Source organism: Sulfurospirillum arsenophilum NBRC 109478, assembly GCF_000813345.1.
In the GTDB taxonomy this organism is placed as follows: Bacteria; Campylobacterota; Campylobacteria; order Campylobacterales; family Sulfurospirillaceae; genus Sulfurospirillum; species Sulfurospirillum arsenophilum.
On sequence record NZ_BBQF01000002.1, the window covers coordinates 325,309 to 343,847 of the forward strand.

The 18,539-nt window shown below is 38.2% G+C and carries 18 protein-coding genes; 4 read left to right on the top strand and 14 right to left on the bottom strand.

The window, feature by feature from the left end:
* Position 1 precedes the first annotated feature (1 nt).
* Entirely contained in the window at positions 2–2,581 is a 2,580-nt protein-coding gene (gene secA, locus SAR02S_RS06005; RefSeq protein ID WP_041958380.1) for a preprotein translocase subunit SecA, read from the bottom strand.
* A 128-nt stretch (positions 2,582–2,709) separates the two neighbouring features.
* On the opposite strand from secA, the gene lolA reads away from it, so the two are divergent.
* A complete protein-coding gene (gene lolA, locus SAR02S_RS06010; protein WP_041957851.1) occupies positions 2,710–3,225 on the top strand; it encodes a LolA-like outer membrane lipoprotein chaperone in 516 nt (171 codons plus the stop codon).
* Positions 3,226–3,294: 69 nt separating this feature from the next.
* On the opposite strand, the gene nhaA is transcribed toward lolA, so the two are convergent.
* From nhaA to glmS, 11 genes are all read right to left on the bottom strand, one after another.
* A complete protein-coding gene (nhaA, locus tag SAR02S_RS06015) occupies positions 3,295–4,470 on the bottom strand; it encodes a Na+/H+ antiporter NhaA (RefSeq protein ID WP_041957854.1) in 1,176 nt (391 codons plus the stop codon).
* A 64-nt stretch (positions 4,471–4,534) separates the two neighbouring features.
* Positions 4,535–5,872: a tRNA uridine-5-carboxymethylaminomethyl(34) synthesis GTPase MnmE gene (gene mnmE, locus SAR02S_RS06020; protein WP_041957856.1), complete on the bottom strand. Its 1,338-nt coding sequence runs from the start codon at positions 5,870–5,872 to the stop codon at positions 4,535–4,537.
* Positions 5,869–6,828, bottom strand: a complete 960-nt coding sequence (locus SAR02S_RS06025) for a Jag N-terminal domain-containing protein (RefSeq protein ID WP_052433549.1) — start codon at positions 6,826–6,828, stop codon at positions 5,869–5,871. The genes mnmE and SAR02S_RS06025 overlap by 4 nt, the downstream gene beginning before the upstream one ends.
* Complete coding sequence (yidC, locus tag SAR02S_RS06030; protein ID WP_041957857.1) at positions 6,825–8,417, bottom strand: membrane protein insertase YidC; 1,593 nt, start codon at positions 8,415–8,417, stop codon at positions 6,825–6,827. The genes SAR02S_RS06025 and yidC overlap by 4 nt, the downstream gene beginning before the upstream one ends.
* Before the next feature lie 10 nt (positions 8,418–8,427).
* A complete protein-coding gene (yidD, locus tag SAR02S_RS13360) occupies positions 8,428–8,766 on the bottom strand; it encodes a membrane protein insertion efficiency factor YidD (protein WP_084218460.1) in 339 nt (112 codons plus the stop codon).
* On the bottom strand, positions 8,763–9,101 hold the full coding sequence (gene rnpA, locus SAR02S_RS06035) for a ribonuclease P protein component (RefSeq protein WP_084218461.1): 339 nt from the start codon (positions 9,099–9,101) through the stop codon (positions 8,763–8,765). The genes yidD and rnpA overlap by 4 nt, the downstream gene beginning before the upstream one ends.
* A complete protein-coding gene (gene rpmH / locus SAR02S_RS06040) occupies positions 9,089–9,223 on the bottom strand; it encodes a 50S ribosomal protein L34 (protein WP_041957861.1) in 135 nt (44 codons plus the stop codon). Before rpmH ends, rnpA begins: the two co-directional genes overlap by 13 nt.
* 103 nt (positions 9,224–9,326) lie before the next feature.
* Positions 9,327–10,901: an AMP-binding protein gene (locus SAR02S_RS06045; protein ID WP_041957863.1), complete on the bottom strand. Its 1,575-nt coding sequence runs from the start codon at positions 10,899–10,901 to the stop codon at positions 9,327–9,329.
* Positions 10,892–12,094, bottom strand: coding sequence for a glutamate mutase L (locus SAR02S_RS06050; protein ID WP_041957865.1), 1,203 nt, complete (start codon positions 12,092–12,094; stop codon positions 10,892–10,894). The genes SAR02S_RS06045 and SAR02S_RS06050 overlap by 10 nt, the downstream gene beginning before the upstream one ends.
* Entirely contained in the window at positions 12,091–13,455 is a 1,365-nt protein-coding gene (locus tag SAR02S_RS06055; RefSeq protein ID WP_041957867.1) for a methylaspartate mutase, read from the bottom strand. The genes SAR02S_RS06050 and SAR02S_RS06055 overlap by 4 nt, the downstream gene beginning before the upstream one ends.
* A complete protein-coding gene (glmS, locus tag SAR02S_RS06060; protein WP_041957868.1) occupies positions 13,452–13,856 on the bottom strand; it encodes a methylaspartate mutase subunit S in 405 nt (134 codons plus the stop codon). Before glmS ends, SAR02S_RS06055 begins: the two co-directional genes overlap by 4 nt.
* A gap of 85 nt (positions 13,857–13,941) precedes the next feature.
* Here glmS and SAR02S_RS06065 point away from each other — a divergent pair, with 85 nt between their 5' ends.
* Positions 13,942–14,301 (top strand): hypothetical protein, encoded by a 360-nt coding sequence (locus SAR02S_RS06065; RefSeq protein ID WP_041957870.1) that lies wholly within the window; start codon positions 13,942–13,944, stop codon positions 14,299–14,301.
* 13 nt (positions 14,302–14,314) lie between these two features.
* Positions 14,315–14,794 carry a ribonuclease E activity regulator RraA gene (rraA, locus tag SAR02S_RS06070; protein WP_041957872.1) on the top strand — a complete coding sequence of 160 codons (480 nt, stop codon included), beginning with the start codon at positions 14,315–14,317 and terminating at the stop codon, positions 14,792–14,794.
* Here the strand turns inward: rraA and SAR02S_RS06075 are convergent.
* Positions 14,763–15,215 carry a hypothetical protein gene (locus SAR02S_RS06075; protein WP_041957875.1) on the bottom strand — a complete coding sequence of 151 codons (453 nt, stop codon included), beginning with the start codon at positions 15,213–15,215 and terminating at the stop codon, positions 14,763–14,765. The two genes, rraA and SAR02S_RS06075, sit on opposite strands and share 32 nt — an antisense overlap.
* A 74-nt stretch (positions 15,216–15,289) precedes the next feature.
* Between SAR02S_RS06075 and SAR02S_RS06080 the strand changes: the two genes are divergently transcribed.
* Positions 15,290–15,712, top strand: coding sequence for a hypothetical protein (locus SAR02S_RS06080; RefSeq protein ID WP_041957876.1), 423 nt, complete (start codon positions 15,290–15,292; stop codon positions 15,710–15,712).
* 44 nt (positions 15,713–15,756) lie between these two features.
* Here the strand turns inward: SAR02S_RS06080 and SAR02S_RS06085 are convergent, their stop codons facing one another.
* On the bottom strand, positions 15,757–18,330 hold the full coding sequence (locus tag SAR02S_RS06085) for an ATP-dependent Clp protease ATP-binding subunit (protein ID WP_041957878.1): 2,574 nt from the start codon (positions 18,328–18,330) through the stop codon (positions 15,757–15,759).
* Positions 18,331–18,539: the final 209 nt, after the last annotated feature.

Here is an 18,539-nt window from a genome sequence, read left to right on the forward strand (position 1 = left end):
CTTACGCTAAAAGCCCTTTTTTAGGACCACTCTTGCCACAACACTGTTTGTACTTTTTACCACTTCCACATGGGCATAACTCATTACGTGCTGTTTTTTTATTTTTTTCATCATCTTCTTCATCACCATAAGGATTTTCATGTTGAAGCGTCGCATTGGCATTCGCTTCTTCCATTCTGCGAATCATCGCTTCCATGGCACGTTTTTCGTCTTCTTCTTTATTATCACGAAGTTGAACAACATGAAGCGTTTTAAAACTCTCAAATTTAATCTGTTCTACGAGTTCAATAAAGAGATTGTAACTCTCTTTTTTATACTCAGTTAGTGGGTCTTTTTGGTTGTAGCCACGAAGTCCAATACCTGTTTTTAAAATATCCATTTGATACAAATGCGCTCTCCAAGCATTATCAAGGACTTGAAGATATAAAATTCGCTCAATCTCTTTACGCTGTGTTTCATCAACCACAGACATCTTTGCATCAAAATTTTTAGTAAGTTCTTCAAGAATCAAAGCATGTAGTTCCGAAAATGACAAGCCTTGTAACGACTCAGCTTCAAAGGTTTCATTAAGATCATCTTGAAGGACAGAAATAAGGCGTTCTACATTATATTCTGTTTGTGAAATACCTTCATAAATTTCCGCTTTGTAAAGCATATTGGTAACAAAATCAGCACGAATCTCTTTAATTCTTGTCTCAATATCAAATGATGGATTGAGAAGATCATTTCTAAAATTATAGATAGCTTTACGTTGTTTATTGGCAACATCATCATACTCTAAAAGGTGTTTACGAGATTCGAAGTGAAGTGCTTCGACTTTTTTCTGTGCATTTTCAACGGCACGCGTCACCATTTTAGACTCGATGTGCTCGCCTTCTTCAATTCCTAAACGCTCCATAATCGCTTTAATACGATCACTTCCAAAAATTCTTAAAAGGTTATCTTCTAAACTTAAGTAAAAACGGCTTTTACCATTATCCCCTTGTCTACCTGAACGTCCGCGTAGCTGATTGTCAATACGTCTGCTTTCATGACGCTCTGTTCCAATGATATAAAGACCTCCAAGGGCTTTAATTTCATCGTCAAGCTTAATGTCAACACCACGACCTGCCATATTAGTAGCAATCGTTACAGCGCCTTTAACACCCGCATCTTTAATAATCTGCGCCTCTTTTTCATGGTTCTTAGCATTCAAAACAGAGTGTGGCACTTTCTCTTTTTTCAAAAGTGCATGCAGTAACTCACTTTTTTCAATCGAAGCAGTACCTACAAGAACAGGTTGCCCTTTTTCATGACATACTTTAATATCTTTGATAACGGCTTCAAATTTTTCACGCTCTGTTTTATAGATAAGATCGTTCTTATCTTCTCTACGCATTGGAACATTGGTTGGGATAGAGATAACTTCAAGATTATAAATCTGCGCAAACTCTGTTGCTTCCGTTTGTGCCGTACCCGTCATACCCGCTAATTTTTTGTAAAGTCTAAAATAGTTTTGGAAGGTAATGTCAGCCAATGTTTGTGACTCTTCTTTAATCATCACATTCTCTTTAGCTTCTAGGGCTTGATGTAACCCTTCGCTAAAGCGTCTTCCTTCACTCAAACGGCCTGTAAATTCATCAACAATAATAATTTCGCCCTCACGTACAACATAATCAACATCTGCAACAAAGAGATAACGTGCTTTGAGCGCTTGATCTAAATGATGCGATAAAACAGCATTTTCAAGGCTGTAAAGGTTATCCACATTAAAAAGTTTTTCAGCATTGCTGATACCATCTTCCGTCATTAAAACGGTTCTATTCTTCTCATCGACGGTAAAATCAGCCTCTTTGGTAAGTTGTTTTGCAACACCATCGGCAATTTTATAGCCATCCAGTGTGCGATTTGAAGGACCAGAGATAATAAGAGGTGTTCTAGCTTCATCAATTAAAATAGAATCCACTTCATCTACAATAACAAAGTTGTGGGAACGTTGGACTTTTTCATCCAAAGAGTAGCGCATATTATCGCGTAAATAGTCAAAACCAAACTCATTGTTGGTTCCATAGGTTATATCACTGTCATACTGCGCTTTACGTTTGGCATCATTTTCCAAATCATTGGTCACAACACCTACACTAAGGCCTAAGAAGTTATAGATACGAGACATATCAGCAGCATCTCTTTTAGCAAGGTAATCGTTCACCGTTACAACATGAACACCTTCGCCGCTCATCGCATTTAAAACAACAGGAAGTGTTGCTACAAGCGTTTTACCCTCGCCCGTTTTCATCTCCGCAATATCTCCGCCATGTAAAACCAAACCACCAACCATCTGCACGTCAAAATGGCGCATCCCCGTGGTTCGTTTACTTGCTTCTCTCGTAATAGCGAAAACATCATTTAAAATATCATCTGGTTTTACATTACCTGCTTGGATAGCTGCTTTAAAGGCATTAAAGGCATCTTTTAAGGCTTCATCACTCATCATTTCATATGTTGGCTCTAAGGCATTGATCTTTTTTACGCGTACTTGATGTTCTTTAACAACGCGATCATTTTTAGTGCCGAAAATTTTACGAACAATATTACTCAACATCATGTGATTTCACCTCTATTTTTCTTTTACTTCATGCATTAGTTTTACTTAAAACTTGGGATTTTAGCATACTTTTACTATCTATTTGATAAAACTCCATATCTTATTGTCTTTTCAAGGAGTATTTTATGCGACTTTTATGGATCTTTTTTTGTTTTACAACACTCCTTTTCGCCAAAATCGAGCATTTTAAAACCATTCAAAGTGATTTCACACAAAAAGTGACTAACGATCAAAATAAAACCATTGTTTATCAAGGTTCTTTTTACGCTACTAACGATAAAAAAGCACTTTGGATCTACGAAAAACCAGTGTCGAAGAAAATCTATTTTAATAACACTCGTGTTTTGATTATTGAACCAGAGTTAGAGCAAGTGATTATCACAACGCTCGAAAATACGCCCAATATTGCGCAACTTTTGCAAGAGGCTAAAGAGGTTTCTCCTAACAAATACATCACAAAATATCAAGAGACAACCTATACAATTTTGACCCAAAAAGAAAGTATTGAAAAAGTTGTTTACCGTGATAAACTCGATAATGCTGTGGAAATTCTCTTTTTTAATCAATCTACGAATCTTTTCTTGGACGATGAGCTTTTTCGCGCCGAGATCCCAAAAGGGTATGATATCGTTCGAGAATAATCTTTACATGTAAAGCATTAAAAGATGTCTGTAGAGGTTATTTTCACAAAAAAATAACCTCGTTTTAAGTCACAAAGCGCTTTTAGATATTTTTCGTAAAAAGAAATACCCGACAATTCCTGATAAAAAAGAACCTAGCAAAATAGCCACTTTATCAGCATAATGAAAAAGATCAGTCTCATTATAGGCTAAAGAGTTAATAAACAAACTCATAGTAAAACCAATACCTGTAAGAATTGAAATGCCGTAAAGCTGTTTCAAGCTACTGCCTTTTGGCAAAGATGCAATGCCTAGTTTAATGGCTACAAAACTAAATCCAAAAACACCCAACTGTTTTCCTAAAAAAAGACCTAGCATAATGCCTACCGAGACATCTGAGAAAAGCGCTGTTGCAGATAAACCTTTAAGGTCAACACCTGCATTTACAAAAGCGAAAAGTGGCAAAATCATAAATGCAACCCAATAGTGAAGATCATGCTCCATCTCTTTAAGCATTGAAAAGCGTTCACCTTTGGAGGTAGTTGAATACAGAGGGATGCAAAACGCAAGCACCACACCTGCAATCGTAGCATGCACACCTGACTTTAAAACACTGATCCACAAGACCAAGCCTACTAACATATAGGCAGCTTTTTTGATGACATTCATCTGATTCATAATGCCCAAACAGACAATAGAACCCAAAGCAATGAGAATAGAGACAAACGATAAGTCACTGGTATAAAAGAGCGCAATAATCACAATAGCACCTAAATCATCCATAATCGCCAATGCCATTAAAAAGATTTTGAGTGAAACAGGCACACGAGAGCCTAAAAGTGAGAGTATGCCTAAGGCAAAAGCAATATCTGTAGCAGTTGGAATTGCCCAACCTTTCATAACAAAAGTATCTGTATGGTTAAAAAATGTAAAAATAAGTGCAGGTGTTATCATACCCCCAAGTGCAGCAATAGCAGGCAATGCAATTTGACTTTTTGAGGAGAGTTCACCCTCCAATACTTCACGCTTAATCTCAAGTCCTATGAGAAAAAAGAAAATTGCCATCAATCCATCATTAACCCATAGGAGTAATGGTTTTGCAATACCAAAAGCACCAATGCTGATTTGAACTGGAGTATCTAATAAATTAGAATAAAAATCTGTGAGAAAACTGTTTTGCAGGATAAGTGCTAAAAGGGTTACGAGAATGAGAATAATGCCTGAAGAGGACTCTTTTTTAATAAATTCTTCTATCATTGAAAACATATAAACCCCTTTGTGTTACTCTTTTTATCGTAGCATAGCGAGGTAAATAATTTATAAATAACGCTTATTTTCCTAAACAGAAATTGCTAAACATCTTCTCTAAAATCTCATCTCGCTCAAAGGCAGTGGTAATGGAAGAGATACTTCCAATAGCTTCATTGATATGAAAAGCAAAAAGTTCAAGTTCACCCTCGCCTAAAAGTTGGTAAGAACTTTGAACGTTTTCATACGCTTTTTTAACCGCATCGATCTGACGCGTAGAGGTAAGCATAATACTATCATCTAACGTTGTTTGATCCAGAATAGTTTCGAGCTTTTGTGTCAACTCGTAACTATCGCTCTGACACGAAAGTGGAATAAAATCGGACACTAACCGTTGCGTATCAAAATGATTAGGAAGGTCTATTTTATTGAGAACCGTCAAAATTTGTTTGGAAGAGGCATACTGTTGCAGTAACGTTAGCATCTCTTCATCTTCCTGGTCACACGGCTTGCTATTATCAAACATTGCAATCACGATCTCAGACTCTTCAATGGCTGAAATAGAACGCTCAATGCCGATCTTTTCAATGGCATCGTGAGCTTGTCTAATGCCAGCAGTATCAACGATTCGCACCAAATGCGACCCAATACGAAGCTCTTCCTCAATGGTATCTCGCGTAGTCCCCGCAATATCACTGATAATCGCTCGATCATAACTGAGCAGTGTGTTTAAAAGAGAACTCTTCCCAACATTTGGCTTGCCCACAATCGCAATTTTAAAACCTTGCATCAGTCCTTGACGACGTTTACTGCTCTCATAGGTTCTAAACAGTTCTTTGGCTAACGTATCTAATTTTGCTTTGATCTTATCAATCATGTCAAGCGGTAAATCTTCTTCAGCATAGTCAATATTCACTTCAACAAATGCGAGGATTTCGATGAGTAATTCTCTTACATGTAAAACAAAATCTCGAAGCTCACCTTTGAGTTGACGGGTCAGCATTTTTGCCGCATCTACACTTTTCGTCTCTATCAATGCAGCAATGGCTTCGGCCTCACTTAGATCAATTCTTCCATTTAAAAAAGCACGCTTGGAAAATTCTCCAGGATTAGCAAGTCTTGCCCCATGTGCAATGAGCGTTTCCAACACCAACTGAGCGACAATGCTACCACCATGACATTGAAATTCAACGACATCTTCAGCGGTAAAACTGTGCGGTGCTTTGAAGTAAATAACAATAGCTTGATCAATAGCATCATTAAGAGAATCATGCAAAAAACTAAGTGTAGCAACACGTGGAGTTAAGCTATTTTTGTGAGAAAGTTTTTGAGCCAATACAAGGGCATCTGGACCACTCACGCGAACAATCGCGATGGATCCAACCCCTGCACTGGTGGCAATAGCAGCAATAGTATCTATGCGTTTTTCCTATTAAAATCATTGACAACGATAAATTTACCGCCATCTTTTCCTGATTTAATACCAACATATTTTTCAGGAAATTCAGAACGAAGTGCTTCGAGAGCAATTTTAATAAGAACACCATCTAAAATTTTGGTTTGTCCTTTACCGCTGTTACGAATACGCTCAATCACAGGAATAAGATATTTTTCAATCATCTCTTCTTGATTTTTCAAAAATTCGGCGATTTCAAGGCGAATATTCAGACCATATTTGAGGTTAATCCAATTATAAAGCAAATAAGAGAGCGCTTTATAACGATAGCCCTCTTTTCCAATCAATAACGCTGCATCTTCGCCGCTAAATTCGATTAAAATCGTATCATCATTGTATTTAGAAACAATCGGACTTTCAAGTGTAAAACAGCTGTATTTAAAGAGATTTTTAATCTGTACACGCACTTCATCAATCACGTCATTGATTTCACGTTTTTCATGGTGAAAATTTTGATCAATAGCCGTTGAGGCAATGGTATGTCTAGGCTCTTTCACAGGAGCTACTTTAGGTATTTCAACCTTTGGCTCATATTTTGGCGCTACTGGAACTTCTTTAGGAGCAAGTGGCTCAGAGCGTTTATTCTCAAAACCCTCATTTTTAGGAAATTCTCTGGTTTTGTTTTTATTGCGTCTGTTTTTATTGCGTCTATTGCGATCTTTGCGCTCATCATTAAGAGGTGTCTCAGCGTCGCTGTTCTCTTCTTTACGTGGTGGAGCCGTAAACTCTTTACGTTCACGCTCCTGAGGTTTAGAACCTTTGCGATTGACTTCAATGATGGCACTTTTTTTAAAGAGCCCAAGAAATCCACTTGAGCCATTTTGAATAATATTAATATCTAAATCTACGACCGAACAAGACAACTCACTCGCGGCTTTGGAGTAAGCTTCTTGGAGTGTTGCTGCTTCTACTTTGATCATTTCTCGACCTTTTGCTCTTCATGTTTTTTTGCGAAAAGTTTATTGACGTAAAACTGTTGTACGATAGATGCTAAATTGTTTGTAAACCAGTAAAGGGTTAAACCTGCTGGGAATGTGACAAAGAAGAACGTAAAGATCAGTGGTAAAAACTTCATAATCTTCTCTTGCATTGGATCGGTGAAGGTTGTTGGTGTAATGCGTTGGTGTAAGAACATCGTAATACCCATCAAAATTGGAAGAATAAAATAAGGATCTTTAATCGCTAGATCGTGAACCCAGAAAATCCATGTTGCACCTTTAAGCTCAATCGCATTTTGAAGAACACGGTAAACAGCAAAGAATACTGGGATTTGCAATACAATTGGTAAACAACCACCCATTGGGTTAGCACCATTTTTTTTGTAAAGTTCCATCATGTGAGTATTAAGCTTTTGCTTATCATCAGCATATTTTTTCTGTAACTCTTTCACTTTTGGAGCAAGCTCTTTAAGCTTGTTCATTGAGACCATACCTTTGTATGTCAAAGGATAGAGTACTAAACGAACAATAACTGTCATTGCAACAATTGCCCAACCCCAGTTACCAAAGATACCATGAAGAAATGAAAGAAGTGTAAAGAGCGGTTTAGCAATAAACGTAAAGAAACCATACTCAACAACATCAGTAAGTTCAGGGTTGATCGCTTTAAGTTTTACATACTCTTTTGGTCCAATGTAACCATTCAGTTTAAAATCTTCTTCACCTTTAACAAATAAAAGCGGGTCTTTCTCTTTGCCAATAGAAATAACGCTCTCTAGCCCTTTATCAAGCTCATAAAAAAATGTGGTGTAGTATTTATCAGCACCAGCAACAATTTTTGCATTTGAGAAACGCTCATCACCTTTAGCATCACCATCTGCAACTGTTTTGACAGTACCATCTGTTTTTTTAATCAAAGCACCGTGAAATGTATAACTATCAAGTGCTACGCTTGGGCGAAAACCTGGAGAAATAAAATATTCTTTAGGTGCTGTTAGGTTTACATGTAAATCGTATTTTCCTGATGGAAAGAAGGTGATTGTTTTCGTAACATTCACGCTACCAAGCGTTTGGGTTAAAACAACGCTACTACCGTTTTCACTGACATCTACGTTAGCTTTATCCGCACTGTAAGACATAACGAAAGCATCTGCGTTAACGTTTTTATCGCTAAATCGAATTTCAAGGGGTAAAAGTGCTTGTGAGGCGTCGATAAGCTGTAGACGCTCACCTTTGTCATCTTTGTATTTTCCCTCTTCAAGATAAAACTTTGCAATTCTGCCGAGTCTGTCGATCTGAACTTCATATCCTGCCGCTTTAATCGTAGTGATAATTTCACTCTCTTTACCTGAGCTCATAGGAGCACCTGCGACATCCGCACTACTTGCAGATTTTACTTCAGGAGCACTTGTTGTAGCAGTTGGTGTTGCATTTTGTTCAAGTGAAGTTGATGTGGTTTCAGTAAGCGGAGTATTTTTCGGGATAAAAAAATGATCATACAGAGCAAAAAATAAAAATGATAGTACAGTGGCAAGAATAATGCGCACCTGAGGAGTAAGTTTATCTGACACGAGATTCCCTTTATTTCGATGTTTTAAAAGATTTTACCACGTAAAAACTTTGCTTATCTTTTGGTACAAACCAAAAAGTTATAGGATGAGTGTGTGGATGTTTGAGAGACAAAGAAAGAGAAGATGCAAAAGTTCTTTGAATTACAGGGTAATCAATTCCCCCAACAAAAAGCTGATTGCATTTCAAAATGCGTATAAAACTATAAAAGATAGCTTTTAAAAAACTATTGTGTAGAAGTTGTTCTTTTGCATATTGCGAACACGTCGGATAGTACCGACAACTTCCATAGCCAATCAGTGTAAAAAACTTCTGATAAAGCTTTATCAACAACAGCGCTAAAGATTTCATTCTTTAACACAGTTTAATTTTTTCATAGACCATATAATGCCTTTTTTCAAAGCATCATATGATATGTGATTTATCTTCTCTTTTGCTACAAAAACATACACGCCATCATTTAAAGTGTGTTGAATTTCTAAAAAAATAGCCCGAAGTCGTCTTTTGGCTAGATTTCGCTTGATAGCATTACCGACTTTCTTACTTGCCGTAAAGCCAACTCTTTTTGCTGTATCGTTATTGTAAAAGACCAAAGCACCTTCATAGTGCCATTTTTTAGCATGGTTATAAACGTACGAATACTCTCTCGTTGCCTTGAGAGTATCATAATCTTTTAAACGGCCAATCTTCTTCTACCTTTAGCACGACGTGCTGCAATGACTTTACGTCCACCTTTAGTTTTCATTCTAAGTCTGAAGCCATGAGTGCGTTTTTTAGGTGTACTATGTGGCTGATACGTTCTTTTCATCAAAAGTTCCTTTAACCAAAAATAATTTTAAGGTATGGATTTTACCTTAGCTTTACTTAAAATTGCATAAGCTTCGATTAAGCCCTGCTTTACATGTAAGCCCTTAACGAAGCTCCATTACCATTTTTTTCAAAACTTCTTTATCAATTTTCGCTTCACTTGGACTGGTTTGTGGTAGCTTCTCTTTATAGACAATAATAGAAGGAATCATATGATTTGGTAGATGTTCTTTCAATTCAAACAAAATTTCATTTTTAGAAATTTCTCTCACAGAGCTATAAACCATGACAATTTCTTCTTCTGTCTTCTCGTTTTCAATCGAAAAAACAGCGCATTGGCTGATCTGTGGTAATTTGTCGTGAACAACGCTTTCAATTTCATAAGGACTGATTCTAAAACCACTCACCTTGATCATATCATCCTTCCTTGAAACAAAGTAGAGATAGCCCTCCTCGTCCCTGTAAACAAAATCACCACTGGCGACGACGATTTCATCGGTTAGATCGCCCTCTAAATTGACTACTTTATCCAAGATAGCAATACTTTTATAGCGTTTTTGCGTATCTTCTTTCGATTTCCAATACCCTTTGTAAATGTAGCCACCACGATGAATCAACTCTCCGATTTCACGAGGCTGACACTCAAGCCCTTGTTCATTAATAACATGAATTTCAACACCAGGGATTGGCTTGCCAATCGAATTGGGACGAATTTTAAGTTGTGCAGGATCAAGATACGTTGAGCGAAATGCTTCTGTAAGCCCGTGCATGGAGTAAAATTTCGCACTTGGGTAACGTTCTTCAATGTCCGCAATCATTTTAGAGGTAATTTTTCCACCTGAAGAGGTCACAATGCGCACATTGGCTAAAAGCTTGGCATTTGGGATGCGTTTAGGATCGCTCTCAAACATCTGCGTAATGTGAGGAGGCATGAGTGGAAGAACCGTTACACCATCGTTGATGAGATGGTTGAAAAAATCTGCTGGAAGCACTAAAGAGTGAAGCGCTAAAGTCGCATGATTGTAAATGGAACAGAAAAGTTGGTTAAGACCGTAATCTAAAATAAAAGGCAAAGTCCCCGAAATAACATCACTCTCTTTAAGCTCCAAGTAATTGGAAGCCACTCTGGCACTATCGATGAGATTGCGGTGCGTGATGACGATACCACGAGGAAAACCCGTCAGTCCAAAACTATAGGTAATCGCCGCATTTTTGTAGTCGCCAATGTTACATGTAAACGCATCACTGCAACATTTATAGATCTCTTCAAACGAGACGATGTCGCGCTCGCTGGCCTCATACGTAATAATTTTGCCTTGAAAGTTGATCTCATCGATACTTTTGATCTTCGATTTATCGGTCATAATACACGCCATCCCACAATCGTTAATGATGTGTTCGACCTGCTCAGGCTTTAAAAGTCTTGAAATTGGTACAAAAATATGCTCGGTTGAAAGAAGTGCCAAAATAGCAATAATCTGCTCACTGCTTTTATGCGAATAAATACCAATACGTGATCCACTTGGCAGAGCAAGTTCACTGAGATATCGTGCTATTTGGTTGACTTTACGAAACACTTCGCCATAGGTTATTTTTTTAGCACCATCAATGATCGCAACTTTATCAGGACATGTCACAGCCGCTTTTTCAATAAGCGCACGAATACAGTTTATAGACATTTTGGCTCCTTTGATTCATTATTTTCCATTCCTAACGTCCAGATTGCATAGTCGTAATCCATAACAATATTAGGAGTTGCATGTAAATTCATAACTTTTTTATAGAAAAATTGCATAATCATCTCAACCTCTTCGTAAGAAAGCACTTTGGTAATACCGCCTGTTAATACGATGGTATTGAGCAGTTCAAGATGCAGTGTCACATACAAAGGGTTGAGTCTTGAAACTTTGTAAAGCACTAAAAAGATGGAGAGTTGCATCAAAATACGCAAAGATTTCTCGCTCTCTTCTTCTAAAATATTCTCCGTCACATTAAGATAGGACAACAATTCATAGACAAACTCATTGTTTTTGGCTGCAAAGATGAGTGTTTCACGAGACTTAAAGACACCCAGCTTTTTAAAGACCAAGCGATCATATCCGCTTTCACTCACAATATTATCGCGCACCAAATCGCGACTGTAGTGAATGTCCGTCGTTGCCCCACCGATGTCAACGACAATGAACGGATTGACCACTTCAAAGTTTGCATCAATGAGCGGTAAGGAACGATTGACGATGTATGGTGTTGAGTAGATTTGATTGGCTGTAATCTCGTAGAGATGTTTGATATCTTCTTTGCCCACGATATCCGCTTGATAGAGGTTTGTAAGGTACTCTTTGAGCTCTCCACCGTTTACATGTAACTTTTCAGTGATGATGTTTCCAAGCACTTTAAGCTCTGGAATTTGCGCACTTATAAATGACACATCTTGTTTAGTTCCCACATAAACAATATTGCTGTACTGAACATTTTTGAGGTAGTCAAACAATTTTTCATCAAACACCTTGCCAATGCCATCAATCCCACCCACGATAATAACAACATCAACCAGTTCGCTAGGCGCTCTACTCTCCTCGATCTTACTGTACAAAATCGTATCGATAATGTTAATACCTGAATTAAACGCAATGTTTTTGGCAAATTTTAGACTAAAAGAATTGGTAAGCCCAATGATAAGTGTACTTAATCCGCCATTGGCAGAAGAGCAAATAAAAATATCCTCTTTTTTATAGTTTGCAAAAATGTTACCACATTTGGTCACCAAATCATCGTAAATATCTTTCTTAAAATCCCTAAAATACTGACTGATGCCGCTTGTTTGGCATACTTTAAAGTAGGTACTTCCTACATCGATGAGAAGTTTACTCATAGCATCGCCCCTATGTCATGGATAATTTTATTGATCACCTCTGTTTTGCTCTCCGGTAAATTGACCTTTGATTTTTCATAGGCAAAACAGCGATCTGGTAGTGGGAGTTTTCCTTTTTCAATAATGCGGATATTGCCAGAATCATCGCGAATCGTGATGACTTCATTGTTGTTGATGATATGCGGTGAAAAAGGAACGTCTATAAGACCACTTTTGATGGTGTTAAACACCTTGCGCCACAAGGTATCGGCAGGGTCATTAAAGACAGCGTCCATAATGGCACGAACTTCCAGTTCCAAGTTCTCCTCTTCCTCAGCATCATGCACTTGTGGCAGACCCTTGAGGGTGCGAAGCGTGTATTTGGTATTGGCAACCGATTGGGCATTGCACTGCATGGTAGGTATACCAAAAGCTTCATCACGGGTTTTGATGATAATTTTATCGGCTCGTACCATCGCAGCGATGACGGTATTGGTGTTGATAAGCGAATCGGAGAGGTTTTTATCCCTTGGAAATGCGCCCATCCATTGGTGATACACAAGGTTGATGATGGCGTCGCTTCCACCAAACATATCGGCATATTCACGGGCTAGTTTTTTAAGAACATTCGATGTTACAATGTCTTGCATCATGGAGCCATTTTGTGAAAAACTCACGGAAAAGGACTTTACACCTTCTTCAATGGAAAGGAGCATCTCGATGAGCTGAATGACGATGACGATACACGGAGGAACGAGTGTCGCTGTCAGTGGTCCAAAAGACTCACGGTTGATCGGCTCGTTAAGCGTTGAGTATTTAGCACAGACTTTATCGACGTATTTCCAATACAAAAAGGCTTTATCAAGTGGAAAGTTTTTTGAGTACGGAAGCATATAGGTAATCGGTCCACCTTCGATCTCGAAGATGCCTGAAGCTAGGGCTGTTTCAACCAAAAGCCTCGCATCGGGTGTGCCGTGACGAAGACTCACAGGTTTATTAAAATGTGTCATCATTTTACGCGTAGTGCGATAGCCGTGATTAACCAGAGGATAACCGTTGAGCATATCCATCTCATTCTCTTCGGAGAGCGTAAGCATCTTTTTTGCCATCGCGTAATCATTGAGTCTGGTGTTACTATCAATGGTGAGAGGTAGAACATCGATGTCCGCTTTCATAAACTCTTCATAAAGTTCAAACATCTTTTTATAGGTCGGAAACCCACCACGAGGTTGAACTAAAAGACGATCGCGCTTTTTGAAATGATGCGAGATAAACATCTCTTTATTGGCATTGCGTATAAAATCTTCAATCTCATCAAAATCAAAACTATCGGCATATTCATTTCGGGTGATGACATCACGCTCTTTTTGGAGTAAACTCATGCTCGCTCCTTTACAAAACGCTCTATCTCATCAAGTCCCGTATTCAGATCAATTTGATGAAAAACAAGATCAAACCCATACGATTTATACTTGGGAACAATATCGCTTTGCGCCGCTTCGCCTACTGCAAGATTGCCACCGATCACAAAAATAACATCTTTGAGATCATATTCGGAGCGTAAAAATTGTAAGTCTCGGCACCAGCCCTCCGCTTCACCGTTGAGTGAAGAGATAAGCAGTATGTCTGCATCTGTTTCGACGACAGCGTCAATAAACTCTTCTAATGAAGTATTGACACCAAGGTTAAACACCTCAAAACCTCTCGCTTGCAATGATATATCAATGAGTCTGTTTGCGACAACATGAATATCATTACCCACCACACCTGTGACTACTTTCATGGACTGACCTAAAATTTGAATGATTTTGCATTCTATCTTAACGTGATTAAAGATATAATTAACACAAATCTTCTAAAGTGAGTCTATGTCAAAAAAAGCCTTTTTGTTTCTTATTTTTCTCATTCTAACACTCAATAGTGTTGTGTTTGCATGCGGTGGAAGCTGTTTGGAGTGTCATTCTAAACTTCAGCCCTACATCAATGACCAAAATCATATTGTTTTAAATGAATGTATCACGTGTCATAATAAACCCTCTGAGCAAGGGCAATGTGGTAAAGACTGTTTTGATTGCCATTCACAAGAAAAACTCTATGCAAACAAAGACATTATTGCACATCAAGAACTCAAACTCTGTGCATCATGTCACAAAGAAAAAGTCGATTTTATGCTTCCAAAACGCTCAACTATTTCCAATCAACAAAATCTAATACAACTCTTCAAATAAACTAGGAGCAATTATGAAATTTTACACGGCAGACCTATGTGATAAATACCCTGAAAATATTCAGGTACTTGACCCCATCCTAAAATCATATGGCGGTTCCAAACGTGTTATGGGACAAATCGTCACCGTTAAACTCTCGGGAAGTAACAAAACACTCGTCGAGCTTCTTAAAAGTGAAGGAAAAGGTCAAATAGCGGTCGTGGATGTCGATGCCAAATACACCGCTGTGGTGGGTGATAACCTCATGAAATTTGCTCACGAGAACAACTGGGCAGGCATTATCATCAACGGCTATGTGCGAGATACTAAAAATACGAAAGAGATTGATGTCGCTCTTTTTGCCCTTGGAACCTGTCCTAAAAAGACGATGGAAGCCTGCGAAGGATCTTTACATGTAAAGGTAATTTTTGGAGGTGTTAGCTTTAACGAAGGCGATTATCTTTATGCTGATCGCGATGGTATTATTGTGAGCGAGACTCCATTGGAGATGTAACCGAGCATTTTTGCATTATCTTTTTCCAGTCCACATCAAAGTGCTTACGTATAAAAGCTTTGGTGTGGGGAACAATGCACGCTGAACAATCTAAGTGTGCCACATTTTCATACACAAACATCCCACTCTTTTTAGAACCAATCGAACACTCACTTTTACATGTAACGCCCTCTTCTACCCTCAGCCCTTCATCATTAAAGCGAAAATGAGGACACGCACATAAATAACAGTTAAGCGCTTTAATGTCATGGCACTTTTGTTTGTTAGCATACAAAGGGCAAAAATTAGGTTCTTTTTCAACCATATTTTCAAAGAAAAAATAATCAATTATCATCTCTTTTGTATACTTTTGAGCACTCAATTTTTCAACAATGACACGATGTTTGTTAGCATGTGTTTCAAACCACTCCAAATAGCTCATAAAATTTGCATTTCCTTTCAAAAATTGACATCGAACGTGAAGATTTTATTGTAAAATTCCGGCAAAGGAATGATATGAAAAGATTATTGATTATTTTAGCACTAATTTCGAGACTCGTTGCTGAGGATGCAAATGATTTAGACGAAATCAAAGAAGAAGACATCCCTAAAATTCTCTCCATTATTAAAGATGGTACCAAAGAGCATTTACCGATGATGTTGGATGATTACACAACACTAGTTGATATCGTCAGTGTTAACAATGCTATCGAATATAGAAACCGTATCAATTCCGCGAATGAACATGTTAAAACGATTCTTAAAGCCGATAAAGGCACGCTTATTAAAACAACGTTTGAGAACAATAAAAGCTATCTTTGCAATGATTATGAAACACGTTCACTTTTGAAAAAAGGGGCTGTTTTTATCTATGTCTTTTTCGATATGAATAATACAGAACTTTTTAAATTCTCTATTCAAAATAAAGACTGTCAGTAACTTCTTACATGTAAAATGTTTACATGTAAGAAGTATTTACTTTTTTAGCGTTTGTTGATCACAATCTCGCCATCTTTGGCATCGATGATGATGCTCTCACCTTCATGCAATTTCTCTTCCAAAATGAGCTCAGCCAATTTATCTTCAACAAGTTCATACAAAGCGCGTTTAAGTGGACGGGCACCATACACTGGGTCAAATCCAGCTTCGGCTATCAAAGACTTAGCCGATTTTGAAAGCTCCGCTTTGATCTCTTTTGCAGCCAACTTCGTCTCAATATCTTTAAACATAATGCTCACAATCTCACGTAAGCCATCTTCATTGAGTGGATTAAAGATAATGATGTCATCTAGGCGATTCAGAAATTCTGGTTTAAAGTGACCGCGAAGTTCTTTCATAACCTCTTCGGTACGTTTTTCACCCTCAAATTCCATAATCTTCGCACTTGCAATGTTGGACGTTAAAATAATAATGGTGTTTTTAAAATCAACCGTAACACCTTTATTGTCCGTCAAACGCCCTTCATCAAGCACTTGTAATAAGATGTTAAAGACATCAGGATGCGCTTTTTCAATCTCATCAAAAAGTACAACACTGTACGGTTTTCTTCTAACCGCTTCGGTCAGTTGCCCACCTTCATCGTAACCGACATAACCTGGAGGTGCACCAACTAAACGACTGACGGAGTGTTTTTCCATGTATTCACTCATATCAAAACGAATCAGCGCTTTGGTTGTGTCAAACAAGAAGTTCGCCAGTGCTTTGGCACTTTGGGTTTTACCCACACCTGTTGGTCCTAAAAAGAGGAAACTACCAATAGGTTTATTTTGCTCACTAAGTCCTGCTTTATTGCGCTTAATCGCTCGACCTATCGCTTTAATGGCAGCATCTTGTCCCACAACCTCTTTTTTAAGATGTTCCTCAACCGCTAACACTTTCGCTTTCTCGCCTTGCAGCATTTTATTAACAGGAATGCCTGTCCATTTGCTCACAATAGTCGCGATCATCTCTTCATCAACACTATTTTTAAGCAGTGTTCCGCTCTCAACCATTTTCTCCCACTTGGCTTTAAGGTCTTCCTCTTGCTTTACAAGCTCAGGTAACTTACCATACTCTATCTCAGCGGCTTTGTTAAACTCACTGTTTTTCTTAGCTGTCTCTGCTTCACGTCGCAAAGCTTCTGACTCTGTTTTAATTGCAGCAATATCATTAAAGACACTCTTTTCTGTTTCAAACTGAACTTCTAAAGAGCGCATCTTCTCTTTGGCATCACCTAACTCTTTTTCAATGACATGTAACCGTTCATCGTTCTTTTTGTTTTTTTCCATCAAAAGCGCTTCTTTTTCAACCATCAAAGTACCAATAGATCTTTTGATGCGGCTAAGCTCTGTGGGTTCGCTCTCGATTTGCATCTTAAGTTCTGCAGCAGCCTCATCGATAAGGTCAATCGCTTTATCTGGTAAAAAACGATCACTGATGTAACGTGAACTTAGTTTTGCTGCTGCAATGAGTGCTGAGTCCATGATCGTAACATGATGATGCGCTTCAAGGCTTTCTTTAATACCCCGTAAAATTTGTAATGCTTCGTTGATGCTAGGCTCATTCACCGTTACAGGCTGAAAACGTCGTTGTAACGCTGCATCTTTTTCGAAGTATTTTCGGTACTCTTTCAGCGTTGTGGCACCTATGGTATGAAGCTCTCCACGTGCAAGCGCAGGTTTGAGAATATTTGCAGCGTCCATACTGCCCTCACTTGCCCCCGCACCAATAATGGTGTGAATTTCATCGATAAAAAGAATAATATTGCCACTTTTTTTCACTTCATCAATCACCGCCTTAAGTCTGTCCTCAAACTCACCACGGTACTTCGCACCCGCGATCAATGAGCTCATATCCAACGCGACGACACTTTTGTTTTGAAGGCTTAGAGGCACATCATTGTGTGCAATTCTAAGTGCTAAGCCTTCTGCAATCGCTGTTTTACCAGTTCCTGGTTCACCGATCAGAATAGGATTGTTTTTGCTCTTTCGAATCAAAATTTGCATCATACGTTGAATCTCTTCATCACGTCCGATGACAGGATCAAGTTTGCCTTCGCTTGCTAATTTAGTTAAATTAATACCGTATTTTTCAAGTGATTCAAGGTTTTCATCGGCACTTTGTTTGTCAATTTTTTTACCACCTCGAAGCGCTTCAAGGTTTTTCTTAAACTGTAAAAGATCAAGGTATTTACCCAGAATCTTTTTCAATGGATCACTATCGATATTGGCAAGCAACCATGTATCAACAGAAAGGTAACTATCGCCTTTTTGTTTCATCAGCCCTTCTGCTTTTTGCAAGGACTCTACAAGAGCACGCGAAATAGAGATATTCTCCTTAGTGACATGCGAAGCTGTTGGTAATTTTTGGACTTCACTTTTAATTTCAAGTTCTATCGCGCTCTTATCAATGTTCATTTTATTAAAGACTTGATTGAGAATAGAAGCTGAATTGGTAAGAAGTCCCCACGTTACATGTAAAGGCGTTGCTTCAGAATTTTTAGAATGCAGTGCAAGGCTAATAGCGCTCTCTATCGCTTCTCGCATTTGGTTGGTCAACTGTTCAAAAAGTGAGTTCATTGCATCTCCTCTATATTTTTCTATAATTTTACAACTTTAGTCTATTGATGTCAAGTTTATTTAGTAGCAAGGCATTACTTTTGTTCAATAAGCACTATCACTTTAAACCTAAAATAAATTCAAATTCTCGCAATACGTTTGGTGCTTTCATAGAAATTTTAGGGAAACTGCACTATAATCGTTCTCCAAAGAATACGCATATCTTGCGA

Bases quoted from the DNA above. Each gene is read 5' to 3' on its own strand.
- SAR02S_RS06025 (WP_052433549.1), bottom strand. From the start codon at position 6,828: ATGATCAAAGTAGAAGCAGCAACACTCCAAGAAGCTTACTCCAAAGCC.
- SAR02S_RS06080 (WP_041957876.1), top strand. From the start codon at position 15,290: ATGAAAAGATTATTGATTATTTTAGCACTAATTTCGAGACTCGTTGCT.
- yidD (WP_084218460.1), bottom strand. From the start codon at position 8,766: ATGAAATCTTTAGCGCTGTTGTTGATAAAGCTTTATCAGAAGTTTTTT.
- glmS (WP_041957868.1), bottom strand. From the start codon at position 13,856: ATGAAAGTAGTCACAGGTGTGGTGGGTAATGATATTCATGTTGTCGCA.
- SAR02S_RS06045 (WP_041957863.1), bottom strand. From the start codon at position 10,901: ATGTCTATAAACTGTATTCGTGCGCTTATTGAAAAAGCGGCTGTGACA.
- SAR02S_RS06065 (WP_041957870.1), top strand. From the start codon at position 13,942: ATGTCAAAAAAAGCCTTTTTGTTTCTTATTTTTCTCATTCTAACACTC.
- SAR02S_RS06055 (WP_041957867.1), bottom strand. From the start codon at position 13,455: ATGAGTTTACTCCAAAAAGAGCGTGATGTCATCACCCGAAATGAATAT.
- rraA (WP_041957872.1), top strand. From the start codon at position 14,315: ATGAAATTTTACACGGCAGACCTATGTGATAAATACCCTGAAAATATT.
- SAR02S_RS06050 (WP_041957865.1), bottom strand. From the start codon at position 12,094: ATGAGTAAACTTCTCATCGATGTAGGAAGTACCTACTTTAAAGTATGC.
- rpmH (WP_041957861.1), bottom strand. From the start codon at position 9,223: ATGAAAAGAACGTATCAGCCACATAGTACACCTAAAAAACGCACTCAT.
- secA (WP_041958380.1), bottom strand. From the start codon at position 2,581: ATGTTGAGTAATATTGTTCGTAAAATTTTCGGCACTAAAAATGATCGC.
- SAR02S_RS06075 (WP_041957875.1), bottom strand. From the start codon at position 15,215: ATGAGCTATTTGGAGTGGTTTGAAACACATGCTAACAAACATCGTGTC.
- SAR02S_RS06085 (WP_041957878.1), bottom strand. From the start codon at position 18,330: ATGAACTCACTTTTTGAACAGTTGACCAACCAAATGCGAGAAGCGATA.
- nhaA (WP_041957854.1), bottom strand. From the start codon at position 4,470: ATGTTTTCAATGATAGAAGAATTTATTAAAAAAGAGTCCTCTTCAGGC.
- lolA (WP_041957851.1), top strand. From the start codon at position 2,710: ATGCGACTTTTATGGATCTTTTTTTGTTTTACAACACTCCTTTTCGCC.